Below are 17,410 nucleotides of genomic sequence, written 5' to 3'. Positions count from 1 at the left end.
TATGGCGCGATGATGGCCTTCGCGGTCGAAGGCGATCCCGACACTCAAAATCGGTTTGTTGCAAATCTGAAGGTAATTACCTCGGCGGTCTCGCTCGGTCACGACGAGAGCCTGATCGTGCACGTGGCCGGGAGCGGCCGCGGCGGCTCGGATCGCTATCCGCCCAACTTCCAGAAGTACGGGCATCTGCGCCTCTCGATCGGTCTTGAAGATCCAGAGGACCTCATCGCAGACATCAAAAGCGCCCTCGATGAAAGGTTCGCTCAGGCCTGACGGCGGTCGAACGCAATTTCGAATGCGCTGTGAATTGCTTGTCGCGAGCAATTCACGCCTTCGGAATGGCCGCGCATCAGAGCCGATAGCAGTTCCGGCAACGCAGTGTTTGCAATTGGATTAACTGTGAGATGTGAGACCAAGACGGCAGCAGGTTGAGCAAAATGCCTAGCTCTTTGGTCCATTTGCATCGTTCCGGCTGAGCGATCCGCATCTCACAATCGCGAACCTGGAATTTCAGCGGAGAACTGTCATGGACAATCCACAACATCGCACTGATCGGCTTCGGCGGCGTCAACCGTGCTCTGGCGGAACTCATCGCCACAAGAAACCATCTGTGGGAACGCGAGCTAGGTTTCCGTTCGAAGATCGTTGCCGTCAGCCCGGCCTTTCCACATTGTCGCCAACCGCCGGCAATACACGTACCGAACCGCGCCATCCCCATGATACCATGCTCTATGGCCACTGGCTCGACATCGCGTCCTCGGCACCTGCCGGAAAAGGGGTTTCCAGCCTACGCGTACTTGCCCGGCAGGCATCCGCACCCCGTCCGCGATCCCGCTGGACATAGCTATCGTGTCGAGCCGATGCCGGTCACCGCAGATGCGTCGCTTGGCTCAGATCCATTCCTCTGGGGCCTCGACCTCTTCAATCACGGTTATTACTGGGAAGCACATGAGGCTTGGGAAGGTCTCTGGCAGGTTGCGGACCGAGGCGCCCCTTCTCGCGTGTTCTTTAAAGCATTGATCCTGTTGTCGGCAGCCGGCGTGAAGATACGTGAGGGCAAAACTGCTGCAGCGGTGCGCCACTCTCAGCGCGCCGCAATGCTGTTTCGTCGATTGAACGGCCCGTCGGAACATATTGTCGAAAACGCGCTTGGCCTCCCGCCAGCAATTCTCGCCGACTATGCCGAAGCAGCAACAAGGGTCCCCACTGCGTTGCGGGACGTGCCACTTGGTCGGCCTCAACCAGTGTTTGATTTCGTCCTCGGCTCGTAAGCGGCAAAGATACTGGCGCAGTGAACTCAATTCTGTTCCAGTGTGCCGTCCGGAATTATCTGTCGCTGTCCGGAATTAAGCCGGGCCGCGGAGGTCGTCTGCGGCGGCGTTTCGGCGCTCGTGCAGAAGCCTGAGCACATCGCCGCCGCACGACATGCCGCGAAGCGTGGTCTCTATCCGGGGAAGACGAATGCTGCCGAGGCCGCTGGTATCGGCAGCGCAATTCTGGAGGAGATGGCAAAGCGCGCGAAGGGAGGTGTTTTGCCCGTAGGTGGCGATTGCCTCGTAGGCGTCGGCTCCCTCAACGTTGTGTTCGGCGCCAATCCTCACGCAGTCCTCCCGCGTCGGCTGCCCGATCTCGAAACGCATGCCGATACGGCTTTCGATCTGATCCACAGCGTGGGTATCACGCCTCGTGCCCGCTAACCGATGAGTGTTGCCGGCGAGCAGTAAGGCGAAGCCGCAGCGCTCCTGAAGATGCAGCAGCTCCCGCAAAACAGTGGGTGTGAAGTTCTGATATTCGTCCACCAGCAACGGACGCGTCGGGCCGTATCGGGCGCCCAAAAAATTCATGCAATCCTTCGCAAGATCATATGTGTGCTTGCTGTCCCTTTTGACGCCGTAGGCGTCATGCAGCATCAGGAACATCGGCCTGATAGCCTTGGTATGCTGCGCAACCTCACAATAGGCAGCGCCGCTTTGCGACGCTATCCAGTTGAGCGCTACAGTCTTTCCGAGTCCGGCTTTGCCGACCGCGAGCACCGGATATCGCATCTTGACCGCCGTATCGAATGCAGCCCGTACGGTGAACGCGGCGCGGGTTTCGATAAACGTCATCCGACGATCCTCTTCGCCAAGTCCATCTGAACGGCTATGCGGTCGTCTTGTTCGCGTCGGCGCTCTTCGGAGGTCGAAGCCCCCTTCGGCATCACGATCCGCGCCGGCCGCTTCGCCGGATCGTAAGAGACGATGCCGACAGGCTCGTTGGGGACCGTGTCAGGCTGGGCGTCGCCGCGTGCGATCAGTCGTGCAGCCACGTCGATATCAGGCGCTGACCGATCGAGGTCACGCACCGCCTGCCGATGCACCTTTGCGCGTTCGGCTGATGCTTTTGCGCCGCGCTTGTCGAGCGGATGGAACTCGACATCGGGAAAGGCTATGCCGACTCGTTCACCATAGCGGTCAAGCAGCAGCAACTCGGCCGGTGTGTGATAGGCCGGCACACGGACCCAAATCTTCTCGTACTGGTAAGCCTGCAATTCCGGGCATGTCCAATGACGGCCACCGACCGATATCGCACCCTGAACAACCGACCGCTCTTCGGTTCGCGCACATGCCGCGCGCACTTCATCGCGGCTCATCGCAGTCGGCGCCCATCCGGCCTCAAGGTGTTTGCGGAATGTGGCTTCAGGTGAGAGACCTTTGAGCGCGCTCTTCTTGCCCTGCGCAGTGTGATTATAGGTGCGCACGAAGCCTTCTATGGCCGGCACCACATCGTCGAACGCGCCGAACGGAGCCACCGTCCTGCCGATAGCCTCCTGCTTCTTGCTCATTCGGTTGCCGCCGATGTGGCCGCGCGCCGTGGTGAAATAGAGCGTCTCCAGGTCGCCGAATAAACGCTCAATCGGCTTTGCGGAGGCGTTGTAGGGCAAAGCATTGATGACGTGGGTTGATCGGGACGGGCCATGGAAGCCCGGCACGGTAAGCTGCATGGCATCGTCCAGAAAGGCGGCGAAGCCGAATTCTTTGCCGTTGTCGACATAGAGCGACTGCGGCATGCCCCACCCTTCGATCATGGCCGCCAAGACTTCAATCACGTCGCGGTTTTGCACGCCGCCGCGCTTTTCGAAAAAGATCAGCCCTATCCAGAGGCGCTGCGTCGCCCAGTCTAAGAAGCCGATCAGCCTAGCAGTGGCGACAGTGCCATCAGGACGAGTGAGGTGAATGTCGACAGGGTGAACATCGCCGACCACCAGCTCCATCGGCTGCATGCCGGCGACGGTGCGGCGGATGCGAGGCCGGCGATCATCATAAGCCTTATGGTCGCGCTTAAACCGGTGGACGTTTCGGAAGTGGAGTTCCGCTGAGACGAGGTCGGTTGGGATAGAACAAGCGCGCTCCAGCACGTCGGGATCGACGGGACGGAGGCCCCAGGCCCGAGTCGCGTCGATCAGAAACTTCTGGGCTTCTTGCAGGGTGTGGCCCCACGACATGCCGCCTTTGAGCAGGCCGCGGATTTCCTGCTTTAGATTCTCCGCGATTTTTGCCTTGGTGGATGCGTCGAACGGGACCAGTTTGTCCCAGCTCCGGCTTATGACGACACGCTTCTTGCCCCTGTCCGATCGACCATGCCGTCCGACCTTCATGCCTTCGTCAAAGCGTGCGGCATGGCGCTGCAGCGTCCGCAGGGAATAGCTGACCGCCGTGCCCTCCCAGTTCCGCGTTGGGTTGTTTGCTAGCTCGGACAGAGCGTCGGTGCGGGCAGTCGATTTGGCTGGATGCTGAAGCACTGGCCTCAGGTAATCGAGCCACCATGTGTGCTCTGCCGTCCTGCCGGTGATTGATTTCGAGTGGTTTTCAACGAGGGTTTGCGAGACCTTTAAACGGTGCTGGTATTCGAGCGGCAGGGAGGTGGAATTCACCTGATATTGCTCCCCGGCGTTCCCGCCGCGCCGACCATTGACCTTCCGCACTTCGAGCGGATTCTTGCGCCAGTGACGCCGACGAAGAGCGCGATGAGCGACTTGTCGCCTAATGCCGACCAGCTCAGCAAACTCAACTGTAGACAGCCACTCACCCATAGCTAGCTACCTGGCGTCGACGCGGGGCAATTCCTGAGAATTTTGTGGATATGCTTACATCGCGAACGTGTAGGCTATTTGAAGATCGTCCGAGACCAACTCGCGGAGGCAATCTGCAATAGCGCTGGGTGGTGAGCTCGATGACCTCTCCGCTAGGGACTGGGCCAGTTGGATCGCTGATAACCGCCTCCGGATATTCCAGGAGATCGATGAGGCAGAGCGCATCGACGAAACGATCAACGACCAATGTCTGGCGACCCGTCTTGTCGGGTTGGTCATGCGCACCGCGGACGGGAATCTGCTGACCGCAGCTGAACTGAAACGAATTCGCCGAAAGGTGCGAGCGCCACTCGCTCGATGAGGGTTACCAAACCCGTCGCTGGGGGTTACCAATGCGCCTGTGGGGTGGCCTTAGGTTCCCAAACTTGACCGTAATAAGCTCAATCAAAACATCTCATTAAGGCCAGTCGGGAATTGATTGTCTTTGGGGCACATTGGTAACCTGTTGTCCGAAGGGCATTGGTAACCTCTTCGGGCGAAAGCGGCGGGATATCATCCACTTAGCAGTCCGGCCAACGACAGATAATTCTGGACTCTCGCCACTACCGACGACAGATAATTCCGGACGCCATAACGGTCTGCCAATTATGCGACTTTTTAAACACAAAAGGCGAACATGGAGAGGCGCGATGTGTATTAATGGTCGGGGACGTGCCGAAAACGGACAGTCTCTTTCGGGAGGATGGACGAGAAAGGGTGCCAGCCGAACTCCCCAGTTCGCACATTCAGAAAGCTGACATCCTCCCTCGAACAGTCCATGTGTAACATTGCTGATCTTTGACACATTGGTTGAGCTGACCTAGGCGCCAATTCCGAGCCACATAGAATGGTGCGATTCGCTCGGGGCATGGGTTGGATGGGAAATTTTCTCTCGCTTGACGCATATGTCGCGTTCGTCTTCGTGGTGCCCGGCTACATCATCACGTCGTTTCGGGCGCACTTCATTACAGATCAGAGGCTGGACGGGCCTGACTATTTCGTTCGCCTCTTAACCTTAAGCGCCTTGAACTTCCCCCTGTCCGGCTGGGTGATCTATCTCGTTATGAATTCCAATACCGACCTGAAGATCCGGGCGCTCGCGTGGGGCTTCGTCCTACTCGCCGCGCCTGCCATCATAGGTTTCGCGAGCGGCATCACGTCGAAGGCCGGCTGGCTCCGAAAAATCTACGGATGGTTCGGGCTTTCCCCCCATCCACGTGATTCCCACTGCCTGGGACTATCAGTTCTCCACGACATTTGGTGAGGAGCCGTATGACCGCCTTTTTTGGTCGCCTGGGCCGGCCAGGGTGCATGCCGAGATGAGACCTAAGTCCGCAATTGGATGCGACTGAGGCCCAGCCACGGAACCCTTGAAGCTACTCCACGTTCGGCACACGAAGGTCTTGGGCTGAAAAGGAGAATGCTACGGCCGACAGCTCAATTGCTGTAAATGCCACGACGACGCACGAGGCCTGTCGTCATTCCAATGTTGGCGCCGCAACGGGATCGTCAGATCTGGCCCACTGCCGATGAGCACGCGAGGCGCCGACTTTCTGCACAAATGGATTTCCGAACATATGCCGGAAGGGCCAATCGACGACCCTGGCCGGCTCGTGACCGATTTGGCAGACCAGGCTATGCGGGCTGCCGACGCCGCGGGCATCCCGATTCAGGAGATCGATGAAGAGATTGGCAGCGTCTATGAAGCGATCATTCATGCCGTCGAACATCGCGAAGGCGGCCTTGCGAGTTGACCTTGGTGGGATGTTCCAGGCGGTAGCGGCAGCAACGCTATGGCAAATTGTCGAACTTTGAGCAGGTGTCAGCAACGCAGCTGTGTTCCTCCAAAATCAGCCACATCCGAAATTCCGTAAATTAGTAATGCCTTATGGAACTTTGAGGGGGGCGTTTCATTTTCATCCGCATGCGAGCCTCTGTGATCCAAAGCATCGGGACGGAAGCGAACGTGTCGCCGCGCTACTCGCTGGTCTTGCCTATATACAACGAAGAACAAGTGCTGCCTCGGCTGGTCGAACGGATCAAGTTGCTGATCCACCAGTTAGACGGGGAGACCGAAGCAATTTTCGTCGATGACGGAAGCCGCGATGGTAGCGTCAGGTACCTTCGGCGTATGGTCGCCGCCGAGCCTCATTTCCGGCTGATCGAGCTTTCCCGCAATTTTGGCCACCAGATTGCGATCACAGCCGGCATGGACGCTGCCAAGGGGGATGCCGTCATCGTCATGGATGCCGACCTGCAAGACCCACCGGAGGTGGTTCTCGATCTGGTGGCGAAGTGGAAGGAAGGGTTCGAAATCGTCTATGCCCGGCGTGTCAAGCGCGAGGGCGAATCCTGGTTCAAGCGCTTCACGGCGGGTCTGTTTTACCGATTGCTCGAGAAGATGACGTCGGTCGATATCCCGCGCGACGTCGGGGACTTCCGCCTGGTCGGCCGCAAGGCGCTGGAAACCTTCAGACAAATGCCCGAACAAGATCGCTTCGTCAGGGGCATGTTCGGCTGGATGGGCTTCAAGCAGGCGGCGGTGCCTTTCGAACGCCCGGCACGGACCCATGGCCAGACCAAGTACCCATTCTGGAAAATGGTGCATCTTGCCGTGCACGCCATCGTCAGTTTCTCGGAGCAACCGTTGCGCCTAGCGCTTTGGGGCGGCCTGGGCATTTCTGCGCTTGCCGCAGCCTTTGGTGCTTACGCCATCTTCGCATGGGTTTTTGAAACCGGCATTGTTGCCGGCTGGACGTCCACCGTGGTCATCGTGTCGCTCCTGTGCGGCATCAATCTCTTCATGACCGGCGTGGTCGGACTTTATGTCGGCAGCATTCACGCCGAGGTGAAACGGCGACCCCTTTACGTGATCGATCGCCTCACCGGCTTCGACAGGGCGGTGCGTGCCCTCCCTGGTGAGAGCCGCCGCTCGCATCGAAAATCCCGGATTGGAGTCCCGGCCAATGTCCCAACTCTTCGACAGCTATAGATTCAATTATCGCGAGGCGGTCCAAGGGTCGATCCGCTTTTCAGGCCTCAAACACGACTTCTTTCTCATGGCGAAGGCCGACCTGCTGCGACGAATTGTGGTCGAACGAGGCCTTCGTTCTGTCGGCAAGAGTGTGCGGGCGCTGGATGTCGGCTGCGGCGTGGGTGCGCTCCATCCCTATCTCGAAGGCGACTTCGAGCGCCTGGATGGCTGCGACGTCTCGCAAGAATCAATCCTTCGCGCCAGCCAGGACAATCCGAGCGTCGCCTACAGGGCCTGCACCGCGCCGAACCTGCCATACGACAATGGCGCGTTCGATCTGGCTTTCGCCAGTTGCGTCGTCCATCACGTTGCGCCCGCTACCTGGCTCGATTTCCTTCAGGAGATGCGGCGCGTCGTGCGCCCGGGCGGTGTCGCCTGCATCATCGAGCACAATCCCTACAACCCGCTGACGCGTCTCGCGGTGTTCCGCTGTCCATTCGACCAGGACGCAGTCCTGCTCAGCGCAGCCAAAGCTGCGTCCCTCTTCCAACAAGCAGGCTTCAGGAGCATCCGATCCGAGCACTTCCTGCTGCTACCGTCAGCCAGGCCCCTTGCTCGAAAAGTTGAGCGCGCGCTGGCAGCCCTGCCGCTGGGAGCACAGTATGCGTGTAGTGCATATGTCTGAGGATCGATCTGACGGTGGCCGCGCCCTGAAGCTTCTGACGCGCTTCGGCTTGGTCGGCATCGCCGCCACAATCCTGTATGCTGCCTTGGCTGCCGCTTTTGCCAAATCGGAACGGCTCGGCTTCACGCCCATTCAGGCCTCGCTTGCAGCATACGCTGCAGCCGCCCTGTTTTCGTACCTGGCTCACAAATCCGTAACGTTCGTTTCGGGCCGACCGCATCAAACCGAAGCTCCGCGTTTTTTTCTGCTGGCGGCAACAGGCTTGGCAATCGCCTACGGGGCGCCGGCGCTGCTGACGGTCAAGCTGGGCCTGCCGCTCATCATTCCCGTACTGGTTACGTGCCTGCTTGTCCCCGTGATCAATTTCTTCGTGCTTGACAGATGGGTCTTTGCCGAGCGGAGTCCAGATCAGCCAAATCGCTCCGCATGATCCGCTCGAGAAAATAATGGTCTAACCGGCGTTAAGCCTGAACGACACCAACTTGATGGAGCGTTTGTAGATATTGCTTGCGGCCGGGCTGGGCGGAATTCCATCGAGATAGTCGAAGGCCATTTCGAGTATCTCCGCGTTCGCAAAGGCCGCGTGCGGAATGGCGAACGAGACTGTCTTGGGTTCTTTGCCCGTGAGTGTGACCTTATGCACCGGAACGCCGTACACAGAGATCATCACTCGTTGCGTGATCTGTGGCGGACGAATGACGGCGGCCATTTGGAGCGTTGCCGTGAGACCGTTGCGTAGCGGCGGTATCCGCAGACGAAGTCGCGAGGTCTCGCCCAGCGAGTGCGTGCCGTCGGCTACCGGCCCCGACCAGCCACAGACTATCATGCCGGCTGCCTTTTTGGCGCCATCGGACCGGAAGGAAACCGTCTGGCCAAGGGTGTAATTGCCAATGGCATCGCGGTTGAGGCACGTCGTCGTCCGATCGATGTAATAAGCACGATAGTCGGCGTCGACCTTTGGATTGAGCGCCAGCGCGAGGACGGCGATCTCGGACACGGCCAGAACCGTCGCGACCGCATAGCCGCCAAACGAGACCGCGCGTCCATAGGGCGCCAGGGCGTCAGACCAAGGCAAGGTAGCCTCCAACCCATGCCGCCGTCATGAAATAGCAGGCATGCAAGAAGAGAACCAAAGCGGCGAGCCAAGTCAGTTTCGACGCAGACAACAGGACGGCCATCAACATTATCAGAGGCGCAAGGCCAATGACGTATCTGACCATGGAGGCCAGGTTCGTGATCAGTGGCAAGATAATGCAGATCGCGCAGAAGAGCCCCGCACCATATTGCCTGCGAGCCGCCAACACGGCCGACAGCGCCAGCCCGGTGATCGTCGCGAGCGCGCTCCATTGCGGCGCCGTGGGCAGCCATCCGGTCGCCGGAACCGCCGAGAGCCCGTCCCACAGAAAGAGGAGCGGATTCCCAGCCACCCGTCCAAACGCGCGTTGGACGTGCAGGAACGCAAAGCCGTCGCCGACGGTGACATACAAAAACAGGATGTAAGCGAACAAGCCGGCAGGCGAGACGAAGACTGCAACGAGCAGATCCGGTCGACCGAGCACCCAGCGTGGAAAGGAGAGTGTCGAGCCGCCCCGTTCGCGATGCTGCTGGAACATTTGAATGACGGTCGCAAAGACAACTAGGACCCCGACAAGCCTGGTTGCCGACAGGAGCGCGGACGAGACGCCCGCGACCAGATAGCTGGAGCGCTTGAGTGCCAGAAAAACGCACGAGGTCAGGAGCACGAAAAGCGGTTCGGAAAGGAACGTGGTGAAGTGGAAGGAGAACGGGCCGCTGAGCAGAAAAGCACAGTACAGCACATAGGCCCGCATGTTCTTCTCCAGCAGCGGCCATGCAACCAGACATGCGGCGTAGCTGCATGCAAGCGAGGCAATCGACGCGACCAGTATCGTTGGAAAAGGGAAAACCGACCGGATCGCCGCTACCAGCATCGGATAGAGTGGAAAGAATCCCCATCGTCCGACATTGCTTTGGCTCGGTATGGGAAAGCGCTCGTAGCCACGTTCGGAAATATCGACATACCAGTGGCAATCCCACCGGCAGAGCGCACGGGCATAAGGTTCGAAGCCTGGTTCTGCCAACGTTGAAGCCACCGCGGCATAACGAATGGCAAGTCCAGCGATACCGAACAGGAGTGGCACGGCCACCACCGCTGCCGCTATCCGGTAGCGCTCGTAGATCCACTGCCAGTAGTCACGGAAGATCTCGGAATGCTTGGGGTCCTTTACCCACGGCACATGGCCGGTGCTCTTGATAGCCGTGACGGGATTGTTGGTCCTACCTTTGCTCATCACCAGGCACCGGCCGGACCCGCTTCCATCTCGTCACGAAATCCTGACCGACCGTGGCCAAGCTGCCGACCTCGCCATCGACCCGCGTGACGTGCCTGACGAGATCCAACCTGTCTGACGGTTTTGCCTTCGGCGATGCGTCGATCAAGAAGGGGAAGTTGCAGGCCGGAACGCTCACGAGCCGTTCCACAATGGTGACGCCTATCGTCACCTCGTGGCCATTGTCGATGCCCGTACGTTCCCGCGCCATGTAGAGATTCTGGAGCGCGGCTGGCGGTCGTCAAGAGGTTGCTAATATTCGGTCGGAGAACGGCAACAAAACTCTTTCGGCCTGAGGCGGCGTCAGTGGCGCTCACCCGTCCTTTCACTTTCCCTTTGGGTATGCCTGATGAAGTCGAGCATGAGAGGGGCGGCCGCGGCCGCATGCGTCTCGATCAGCAAATGGGCGGCGTCGAAGCCGGCGCGGGCCAATGCCACCGCATCAGGCGGAGGTCCCGGCTTTGAGACAACAGCATTCTGGTGCCAGCGGCGAATGACCCGATGTGGGGCGCTCTATCAGACCGCCCGCTCCAGAAGGCACCTGCAGTCAACGGCGGTTCGCTCGGCTGACCCGCCAGATGACATTGCCGACATCGTCGGCGACGAGCAGTGCGCCGGCCTGATCGATGGCTACACCGACCGGACGGCCCCTCGCCTCGCCATTGCGCCCGATGAAGCCAGTGAGCACATCCTTCGGTAGACCGCTCGGTTTACCACCACGAAACGGCACAAAGATCACCTTGTAGCCGCTGTGCACGCTTCTGTTCCACGAGCCGTGTTGGCCGACGAAGGTGCCGTTGCCATAGGCCGGGCCGAGCCGTGAGCCTTTGGAAAAGGCGAGGCCCAGCGAGGCGGTATGGGAACCCAGCGCATAGTCCGGCTTGACCGCCTGCGCCACGAGATCGGGGCGCTTCGGCTTCACGCGTTCGTCGACGTTCTGTCCGTAGTAGCTGTAGGGCCAGCCGTAGAAAGCGCCCCTGCGAACCGAAGTCATGTAATCCGGCACTAGATTATCGCCGATTTCATCACGCTCATTCACGGCGACCCAAAGCTTCCCAGTTTCAGGGTTCCAGGAGAGCCCGTTCGGGTTGCGCAATCCCGACGCGAAGACCCGGCTGCGGCGGGTGGACATATCCACTTCAAGGACGGCGGCCCGGCTCTCCTCCGCGGCCATGCCGTTTTCTCCGACGTTGCTGTTGGAGCCGACGGTGACATAGAGCTTGCGTCCATCCGGACTTGCAATCACGTCCTTGGTCCAATGGTGGTTGAGGTCTCCCGCTGGCAAGTCGATGATCTTTTCAGGCCGCGTTGTGACTTGGGTCTGGCCATCGGAATAAGGAAAGGCGACGAGCGCGTCGGTATTGGCGACATAGAGCTTGCCTTTGGACAGCGTCATGCCGAAGGGGGAATTGAGGCCTTCCGCGAACGACCTGCGCACATCCGCAATGCCGTCGCCATTGGTGTCACGCAGGAGCGTGATGCGGTTGGCGCTCGTAGTCGCGGCGCCTGCCCGTTTCATAGCCATGTCCATGAAGACTTTCCTCAGGCTGAAGCCTTCGTCGTTCTTGGCAGGGGCGTTGGTTTCGGCAACCAGCACGTCGCCGTTCGGAAGCACAGTAAGCGCTGTTCCGGGGGCACCTTTCGCGCGTGGCCATGAGGAACGATGTTCGGAGCCTTTGAGGGCTTCGACACATGACGATTTCAGAGCTTACGCTTAAATCCAGCGATCTTGAGCCGGCGCGCCGTTTCGAGGTGTTCACGGGTTCCGGTCGGCGGCGAGAATGGTTGCCAGATGAGAAGGCGCGGATCGTGGCGGAAAGCTACGAAGCCGGCGAGACCGTGAGCGCGGTGGCGCGGCGATATGCATTGTCCCCGCAGCAGCTGTTCGCCTGGCGTCGGGCCGCGCGTCTGCCGTTGGCGGAAGCGCCGGCACCGGAACCATTGTTTGTTCCGGCGGTGATTGCCACGCCGAAGCCTGAACCGGCGGCAAGGCGTGCGCCATTGACGCGGAAGCGGAAAGCCACCCGCGACGCCGGCGTGATCGAACTCGAGATCGACGGCATCGCCATGCGAGTCGGCCGTGGCGCCGACGCCAGGACAGTGGCCGCAGTGATCCGCGCGCTGAAGGCGACGTCGTGATCGGGCCGACGGGTGCGGTCAAGGTCATGGTGGCGACGAAGCCCGTGGACTTCCGCAAGGGTGCGGAGGGATTGGCGGCGCTGGTGCGAGAGACGATGGGTGCCGATCCGTTCAGCGGGGCCGTTTATGTCTTCCGGGCGAAACGGACTGACCGGATCAAGCTCATCTTCTGGGATGGCACCGGGGTCTGCCTCTATGCCAAGCGTTTGGAGGATGGGGAGTTCCGCTGGCCGAAAGTGCATGACGGCATAATGCGGCTGACGGCCGCGCAGCTCTCGGCGCTGCTCGAAGGGCTTGACTGGCGGCGAGTCCACGAGGCGCGCCGGACCCGCGTTCCAGCCCAGGCCGGCTGACCCGCGACCAAGTGAATCAGGCCGGATTCCGCTGTCGCGGGCTGTCGGCGAATATGGTCTGATCCGCTCATGGCGACGACGGTGGACCAGCTTCCCGACGATCCGGCTGCACTGAAGGCGATGGTCCTGGCGCGCGACATCGAGAACGCCCGCCTTCATCAGATCATCAAGGAATTGCAGCGTCACCGCTTCGGCCGTCGCGCCGAGACGCTACCCGAGGATCAATTGCTGCTGGGTCTGGAAGAAGCCGAGCAGATCGAGGCCGCCGGCGAGGAAGCGGCCGAACGTGCCGACCCGCGCGAACGCAGCGAGCGCACCGCGAAGCGCCGAGCTAACCGTGGCTCGCTGCCCGTGCATCTGCCACGCATCGAGACGATCGTCGACATCGACGACCACGCCTGTCCCTGCTGTCGCAACGACCTGCACCGGATCGGCGAAGACGTCAGCGAGCGGCTCGACATCGTGCCGGCGCAACTGCGGGTGATCGTGGTGCGCCGGCCCAAATATGCCTGCCGCGCTTGCGAGGATGTAGTTGTTCAGGCTCCGGCGCCCGCGCGGCTGATCGAGGGCGGTCTGCCAACCGAGGCCATGGTCGCCCAGGTGCTGGTGTCCAAATATGCCGACCACCTGCCGCTCTATCGCCAGGCCCAGATCTACGCCCGGCAGGGCCTCAATCTCGACCGCTCGACACTCGCCGACTGGGTCGGCCGCGCTGCCTGGCATCTGCGTCCGGTGCACGAGCGGCTGCTTGGCAAGCTGAAGTCCTCGCCAAAACTCTTCGCCGACGAGACGACCGCGCCGGTGCTCGATCCGGGCCGCGGCAAGACGAAGACCGGGCAGCTCTGGGCCTATGCTCGCGATGACCGACCATGGAATGGCGGCGACCCGCCGGGCGTCGCCTATGTCTATGCGCCCGACCGGAAGGCCGAGCGTCCAATCGCCCATCTCGCTGGCTTCACCGGAATACTTCAGGTCGACGGCTATGGCGGCTATCGCGTGCTGGCTGAAAAGAGCGGTGTCGCGCTCGCCTTCTGCTGGGCACACGTGCGCCGACGCTTCTATGAACTGGCGGCAGCCGGTCCCGCGCCGATCGCCAGTGAGGCGCTGAGACGGATCGCCGAGCTCTACAAGATCGAGGACGGCATCCGCGGCCGATCGGCCGAGGAGCGCCGTGCGATGCGTCAGGAAAATAGCCGCGCGATCATCGCCGATCTCGAACCCTGGCTGCGCGAAAAGCTCGGCCTGATCAGCCAGAAAACCAAGCTTGCCGAGGCGATCCGCTACACGCTCTCGCGTTGGGGAGGCCTCTCGCGCTTCCTTGACGATGGCCGCATTGAGATCGACAGCAACGTGGTCGAGCGCTCCATCCGTCCGATTGCGCTCAATCGCAAAAACGCCCTCTTTGCAGGCTCGGACGGCGGCGCCGAGCACTGGGCAGTCATCGCCTCGCTGGTCGAAACCTGCAAACTCAGCTGTGTCGAGCCGCTCGGCTATCTTGCCGATGTCCTCACCAGGATCGCCAACGGCCACCCCAACAGCCAGATCGACGACCTGCTGCCTTGGGCCTACATCCGGGCGCCCGAGCTAAAGGCCGTGGCCTGAGAACACCGCTTACGAAGCACATGCAGCCAGCGCGGATGATCGAAGCCGGCGGCGAAAGCGTTCACGCTCAGTCCCTTCGCCGGGGTCGGCATACCACCTTTTTGCCAGCCTTTCGCCTCGGCGATGTTGACGGTCGGGATCAGCGTGGATCTCGGTTTCGGTAAAGTGGGGTTGGGACCATAGCCGGCAATTGCCTCCGTTTTCTGCGCCGGAACGCTAGCGCAACCCACTATGAGGGCTCCCAATAGGGCTATGATTAGGGTTTGCAGGAAGCCGGCATGCATTGGGCGTCCTCCGCTCAGTTTGGCGTCGTGCTCTTTTGCGTCAACGCAAGCCAATGGATTATTATTCCAATCGCTTCTGAACAGCGGCATGTCCGTAACGAATGATCAAATCATGAGCGGTGAAATAGAGCCCCCTTTTGCCAACCACGCCGGAATGTGGCCTCTCATGTTGCCTTCGGTCATTGTGCCAACGCGCCAGCCAGATCGCGCACATACTGCGCTGCATCACCAACTTGCGGGAATGCGGCGCTGGCCTGGACTTTGGCACGGCGTCGAAAACCTTGCTTGCCAAAGCCCGGACGTTGTCAATTCGAATCCGTAAGTAGTTGCTTGCGGTTACCCAGGCGCCGCATCTATGGTGTGGGAGCTGCCTCGGGCGCAGGGGATTGGATTTGCCTCGGCTTTCAGCTCGATTGCACCTGCTGGGTCTGATCGCCGCCGCAGTAATTCCGGTCTGGCTCTTTGCTGCCTATCTCCTTGTGCAGTTTGCCATCAACGAGCGCGCACGCTTTGAACAGGAAGCACTGCAAACAGCGCTTCAAGTCTCTCTCGTGGTTGAGGGCGAACTTGCCAATCTCAAGACGGTGCTTGAGGGCCTGTCGACATCCACGGCATTGGCCGACGGCAACCTCAAGGCCCTGCACGGCGAGGGCCGTCCGTTTGGTTCAAGGCACCGACCGTATCATCCTCTTGCGGGACCTAGAGCGGCGCCAAATCTTAAACACCCACTTCGACTTTGGGACCGCACTGCCGCCCGCCGTGGCACTGTTGCCAGCCGACCTAGAGAAGCTCAAATCGCATCTGCCGTTGGTCAGCAACGTCTATATCAGCCCAATCTCGAAGGAGTATCGTGTCGCCGTCGCGGTATCCGTGCGCGGTCCGCACGGAGAAAGCTGGCTGCTCGCCATTACTGTTCCCGCCACTCATATTCGCGATGTCATGATGCCGGCGGGTTGGACGATAGGCATTGGAGACCGCGACGGCACCTATGTGGCCCGCTCCCAGCTGCATGAGGAAATGGCCGGCAAGCCTGGATTGCCAGAATATCTGGAGAAAGTCGTAGGCCGCTCCGGCACGTTCACGTCGCGCAATTTTCAAGGGATGACGCTGCTTGCAGGCTACTATCGCTCAGTCGCTACCGGCTGGTTTTATGCCGCCAACGTGGCCCTTTCGGTTGTGCAGGCACCGCTGTGGCGTTCCCTTGCCGCGATCGGCGCAATCGGCTTCCTGGCGATGCTTCTCTCCATCGCCCTAGCTTACATCGTGGGCAAGCGGTTCGCTGGGGCAACGCGCGATCTTGCGGCTCGCGCTGAAGCGCTCCGCACGGGTCGGCCTGTCACGACCATGTCCACCGCGGTCTCGGAATTCGCCACGATTGCCGATGCGCTGGTTGGCGCGCAGCGCGCCATTGCTGAAAGAACGGACGAATTGCAGACTGTGCTCGAAACGGTCCCTGCAGCGGTCTGGTTCACCTACGATCCAAAAGCACTTCAGGTCATACGCAACCGCTTTGCCGCTGAACTCATGGGACTGCCGACCGACATTGGCAAGTCTTTCGGTGCGCCCGATCTCGTAGTCAACACCATTGCTCTTAAAAACGGCCGCAAGGTAAGTCGCGAGGACCGGCCGCTAGCCCGCGCCATGCGTGGCGAGCAAACCGACAACGAGGAGTTCTCCTACATTCTGCCGTCCGGGATAGAACGCTTCCTTCTCTCGAGTGCGCGCCCTATCCGTGACCCTGACGGCAAGATCATAGGTGCGGTGCAGATCAGCCTTGACATAACGGAGCGCAAGCGCGGCGAAGAACAGCGTAAGTTCTGGTCAACGAGCTCAATCACCGTGTGAAAAACATGCTTGCCGTGGTGCAGGCGATCGCCAGTCAGACCATGCGAAATGCCAAGAGTCTCCCCGAGGCAGGACGGACGCTCGCCAGCAGGCTTGTCTCGCTCGCCAAGGCGCATGAGATCCTGACCCAGGAGAACTGGAGTGGAGCCGATCTCAGGGACCTGGTCACAGCTTCGATCACACCGCATGCAGGGATAGATCGATTTCAGATTTCCGGCGAAGCCGTATGGCTGCCGCCCAATCTTGCATTGTCGCTGGCCTTGGCCATCCATGAACTTACCACCAACGCGATCAAGTATGGCGCCCTGTCGGCTGCGGGCGGAACCGTCTCAATTTGTTGGACGGTGAATAGTCGATCGGAAAGGCAGCGACTCAGCATGCAGTGGCGCGAATTGGGAGGCCCGCCAGTGAGGCCCGCCGAGCAGAAGGGCTTCGGCACACGGATGTTGGAGAGGATTTTCGACTCTGAATCGACTGGCAGCGTTTCAATGACCTTTGAACCGCCTGGGGTGGTCTGCACGTTCGAGATGAAACTCGGCATGCCCGGCGAGACCGAGCTTGTGTCCTAAGTTTGCGCAAGAAATCGAACAGCGGCCGAGAACCGGTGGCGATTTTGTCTTAATCGCGAAACAAGGAGCTGCCGGCCAAAGCCGGCGGCGCTTCGGTCCCTTGCGTCCCGGTCTCCAGAAGCATGCGTCAACGAGCCGTGGTCTCTGCGCCTGGGCGGCGAAGGCTCAGCTCCAGGCAGAGGCAAGAGTGAGAGACGCCTCGAAGATCTGCTGCCGGTTTTCATCCCGTACTTTGACGCTGATCACCATCAGATCGCCAGTCGGCATCTCGTCGTGGGCAACATCATGCAGTATCCGCAGCGCTTCGATCCTCGCGCGATCGCGCGTCGGGAAAAGCTGCCCTTCACGATCCATCTCAGGGCCTTCCGAGTTGTACAAGTCGAAATAGAAGCGTTCCATTGGTACAGCATCCGAGACCGCATTAGATTCAGAATTCCCGTCCGGGATCATTGTTCCAAAGAGTTAGCCTCAAAGGTAGCGATCGACGCCCCTTGCCGAAC

The 17,410-nt window shown here is 60.3% G+C and carries 18 protein-coding genes and 3 pseudogenes; 13 read left to right on the top strand and 8 right to left on the bottom strand.

The window, feature by feature from the left end; genetic code table 11:
* The 3 genes and pseudogenes from D3227_RS37665 to D3227_RS37655 all read left to right on the top strand — a co-directional run.
* Positions 1-273 (top strand): PLP-dependent transferase (locus D3227_RS37665; RefSeq protein ID WP_208646562.1); only part of this gene is annotated, 273 nt, incomplete at its 5' end.
* Positions 274-521: 248 nt separating this feature from the next.
* A pseudogene (locus D3227_RS43395) lies at positions 522-665 on the top strand (homoserine dehydrogenase); the annotation flags it as partial.
* A 195-nt stretch (positions 666-860) separates the two neighbouring features.
* Positions 861-1,271: a DUF309 domain-containing protein gene (locus tag D3227_RS37655; RefSeq protein WP_245452112.1), complete on the top strand. Its 411-nt coding sequence runs from the start codon at positions 861-863 to the stop codon at positions 1,269-1,271.
* Positions 1,272-1,346: 75 nt separating this feature from the next.
* Here the strand turns inward: D3227_RS37655 and D3227_RS37650 are convergent, their stop codons facing one another.
* Complete coding sequence (locus tag D3227_RS37650) at positions 1,347-2,108, bottom strand: AAA family ATPase (RefSeq protein WP_120019144.1); 762 nt, start codon at positions 2,106-2,108, stop codon at positions 1,347-1,349.
* Positions 2,105-4,072 (bottom strand): hypothetical protein, encoded by a 1,968-nt coding sequence (locus tag D3227_RS37645; protein WP_147377792.1) that lies wholly within the window; start codon positions 4,070-4,072, stop codon positions 2,105-2,107. Before D3227_RS37645 ends, D3227_RS37650 begins: the two co-directional genes overlap by 4 nt.
* A gap of 916 nt (positions 4,073-4,988) precedes the next feature.
* On the opposite strand from D3227_RS37645, the gene D3227_RS37640 reads away from it, so the two are divergent.
* The 5 genes from D3227_RS37640 (at position 4,989) to D3227_RS37620 (ending at position 8,200) form a co-directional block, all read left to right on the top strand.
* Positions 4,989-5,375: a DUF6338 family protein gene (locus tag D3227_RS37640; RefSeq protein WP_147377791.1), complete on the top strand. Its 387-nt coding sequence runs from the start codon at positions 4,989-4,991 to the stop codon at positions 5,373-5,375.
* A 313-nt stretch (positions 5,376-5,688) separates the two neighbouring features.
* Positions 5,689-5,865, top strand: coding sequence for a hypothetical protein (locus D3227_RS37635; RefSeq protein ID WP_245452111.1), 177 nt, complete (start codon positions 5,689-5,691; stop codon positions 5,863-5,865).
* 170 nt (positions 5,866-6,035) lie between these two features.
* The gene (locus D3227_RS37630) at positions 6,036-7,103 is read left to right on the top strand and encodes a glycosyltransferase family 2 protein (protein ID WP_245452110.1); all 1,068 of its coding nucleotides are present in this window, start codon (positions 6,036-6,038) and stop codon (positions 7,101-7,103) included.
* Positions 7,078-7,770, top strand: coding sequence for a class I SAM-dependent methyltransferase (locus D3227_RS37625; RefSeq protein WP_120019139.1), 693 nt, complete (start codon positions 7,078-7,080; stop codon positions 7,768-7,770). The genes D3227_RS37630 and D3227_RS37625 overlap by 26 nt, the downstream gene beginning before the upstream one ends.
* 49 nt (positions 7,771-7,819) lie before the next feature.
* A complete protein-coding gene (locus D3227_RS37620) occupies positions 7,820-8,200 on the top strand; it encodes a GtrA family protein (RefSeq protein WP_245452109.1) in 381 nt (126 codons plus the stop codon).
* Positions 8,201-8,221: 21 nt separating this feature from the next.
* Here D3227_RS37620 and D3227_RS37615 read toward each other — a convergent pair whose 3' ends face one another.
* The 4 genes and pseudogenes from D3227_RS37615 to D3227_RS37600 form a co-directional block, all read right to left on the bottom strand.
* Positions 8,222-8,845 carry a hypothetical protein gene (locus tag D3227_RS37615; RefSeq protein WP_120019137.1) on the bottom strand — a complete coding sequence of 208 codons (624 nt, stop codon included), beginning with the start codon at positions 8,843-8,845 and terminating at the stop codon, positions 8,222-8,224.
* Positions 8,832-10,079 (bottom strand): hypothetical protein, encoded by a 1,248-nt coding sequence (locus D3227_RS37610; RefSeq protein WP_120019146.1) that lies wholly within the window; start codon positions 10,077-10,079, stop codon positions 8,832-8,834. The genes D3227_RS37615 and D3227_RS37610 overlap by 14 nt, the downstream gene beginning before the upstream one ends.
* Positions 10,066-10,329, bottom strand: coding sequence for a hypothetical protein (locus D3227_RS37605; protein WP_120019136.1), 264 nt, complete (start codon positions 10,327-10,329; stop codon positions 10,066-10,068). The genes D3227_RS37610 and D3227_RS37605 overlap by 14 nt, the downstream gene beginning before the upstream one ends.
* A 336-nt stretch (positions 10,330-10,665) precedes the next feature.
* Positions 10,666-11,739, bottom strand: a pseudogene (locus D3227_RS37600) (PQQ-dependent sugar dehydrogenase); the annotation flags it as partial.
* 71 nt (positions 11,740-11,810) lie between these two features.
* Between D3227_RS37600 and tnpA the strand changes: the two are divergent.
* The 3 genes from tnpA to tnpC all read left to right on the top strand — a co-directional run bounded on the left by tnpA (position 11,811) and on the right by tnpC (position 14,212).
* Positions 11,811-12,257 (top strand): IS66-like element accessory protein TnpA, encoded by a 447-nt coding sequence (gene tnpA / locus D3227_RS43955; RefSeq protein WP_120019135.1) that lies wholly within the window; start codon positions 11,811-11,813, stop codon positions 12,255-12,257.
* A complete protein-coding gene (tnpB, locus tag D3227_RS37590) occupies positions 12,254-12,610 on the top strand; it encodes an IS66 family insertion sequence element accessory protein TnpB (RefSeq protein WP_120019134.1) in 357 nt (118 codons plus the stop codon). The genes tnpA and tnpB overlap by 4 nt, the downstream gene beginning before the upstream one ends.
* 69 nt (positions 12,611-12,679) lie before the next feature.
* Positions 12,680-14,212 (top strand): IS66 family transposase, encoded by a 1,533-nt coding sequence (gene tnpC / locus D3227_RS37585; protein WP_120019133.1) that lies wholly within the window; start codon positions 12,680-12,682, stop codon positions 14,210-14,212.
* A 14-nt stretch (positions 14,213-14,226) separates the two neighbouring features.
* Here tnpC and D3227_RS37580 read toward each other — a convergent pair.
* Positions 14,227-14,496, bottom strand: a pseudogene (locus D3227_RS37580) (sorbosone dehydrogenase family protein); the annotation flags it as partial.
* 660 nt (positions 14,497-15,156) lie between these two features.
* On the opposite strand from D3227_RS37580, the gene D3227_RS43385 reads away from it, so the two are divergent.
* Entirely contained in the window at positions 15,157-16,341 is a 1,185-nt protein-coding gene (locus tag D3227_RS43385) for a PAS domain-containing protein (protein WP_245452107.1), read from the top strand.
* A 5-nt stretch (positions 16,342-16,346) separates the two neighbouring features.
* Positions 16,347-16,910: a sensor histidine kinase gene (locus tag D3227_RS43380; RefSeq protein WP_245452113.1), complete on the top strand. Its 564-nt coding sequence runs from the start codon at positions 16,347-16,349 to the stop codon at positions 16,908-16,910.
* A 165-nt stretch (positions 16,911-17,075) separates the two neighbouring features.
* Here D3227_RS43380 and D3227_RS37570 read toward each other — a convergent pair whose 3' ends face one another.
* Positions 17,076-17,309, bottom strand: coding sequence for a DUF6894 family protein (locus D3227_RS37570; protein ID WP_120013354.1), 234 nt, complete (start codon positions 17,307-17,309; stop codon positions 17,076-17,078).
* Positions 17,310-17,410 lie beyond the last annotated feature (101 nt).

The sequence above is a fragment of the Mesorhizobium waimense genome, from assembly GCF_003601975.1.
In the GTDB taxonomy this organism is placed as follows: Bacteria; Pseudomonadota; Alphaproteobacteria; order Rhizobiales; family Rhizobiaceae; genus Mesorhizobium; species Mesorhizobium waimense.
This window is presented reverse-complemented; position numbering and strand designations above follow the sequence as displayed.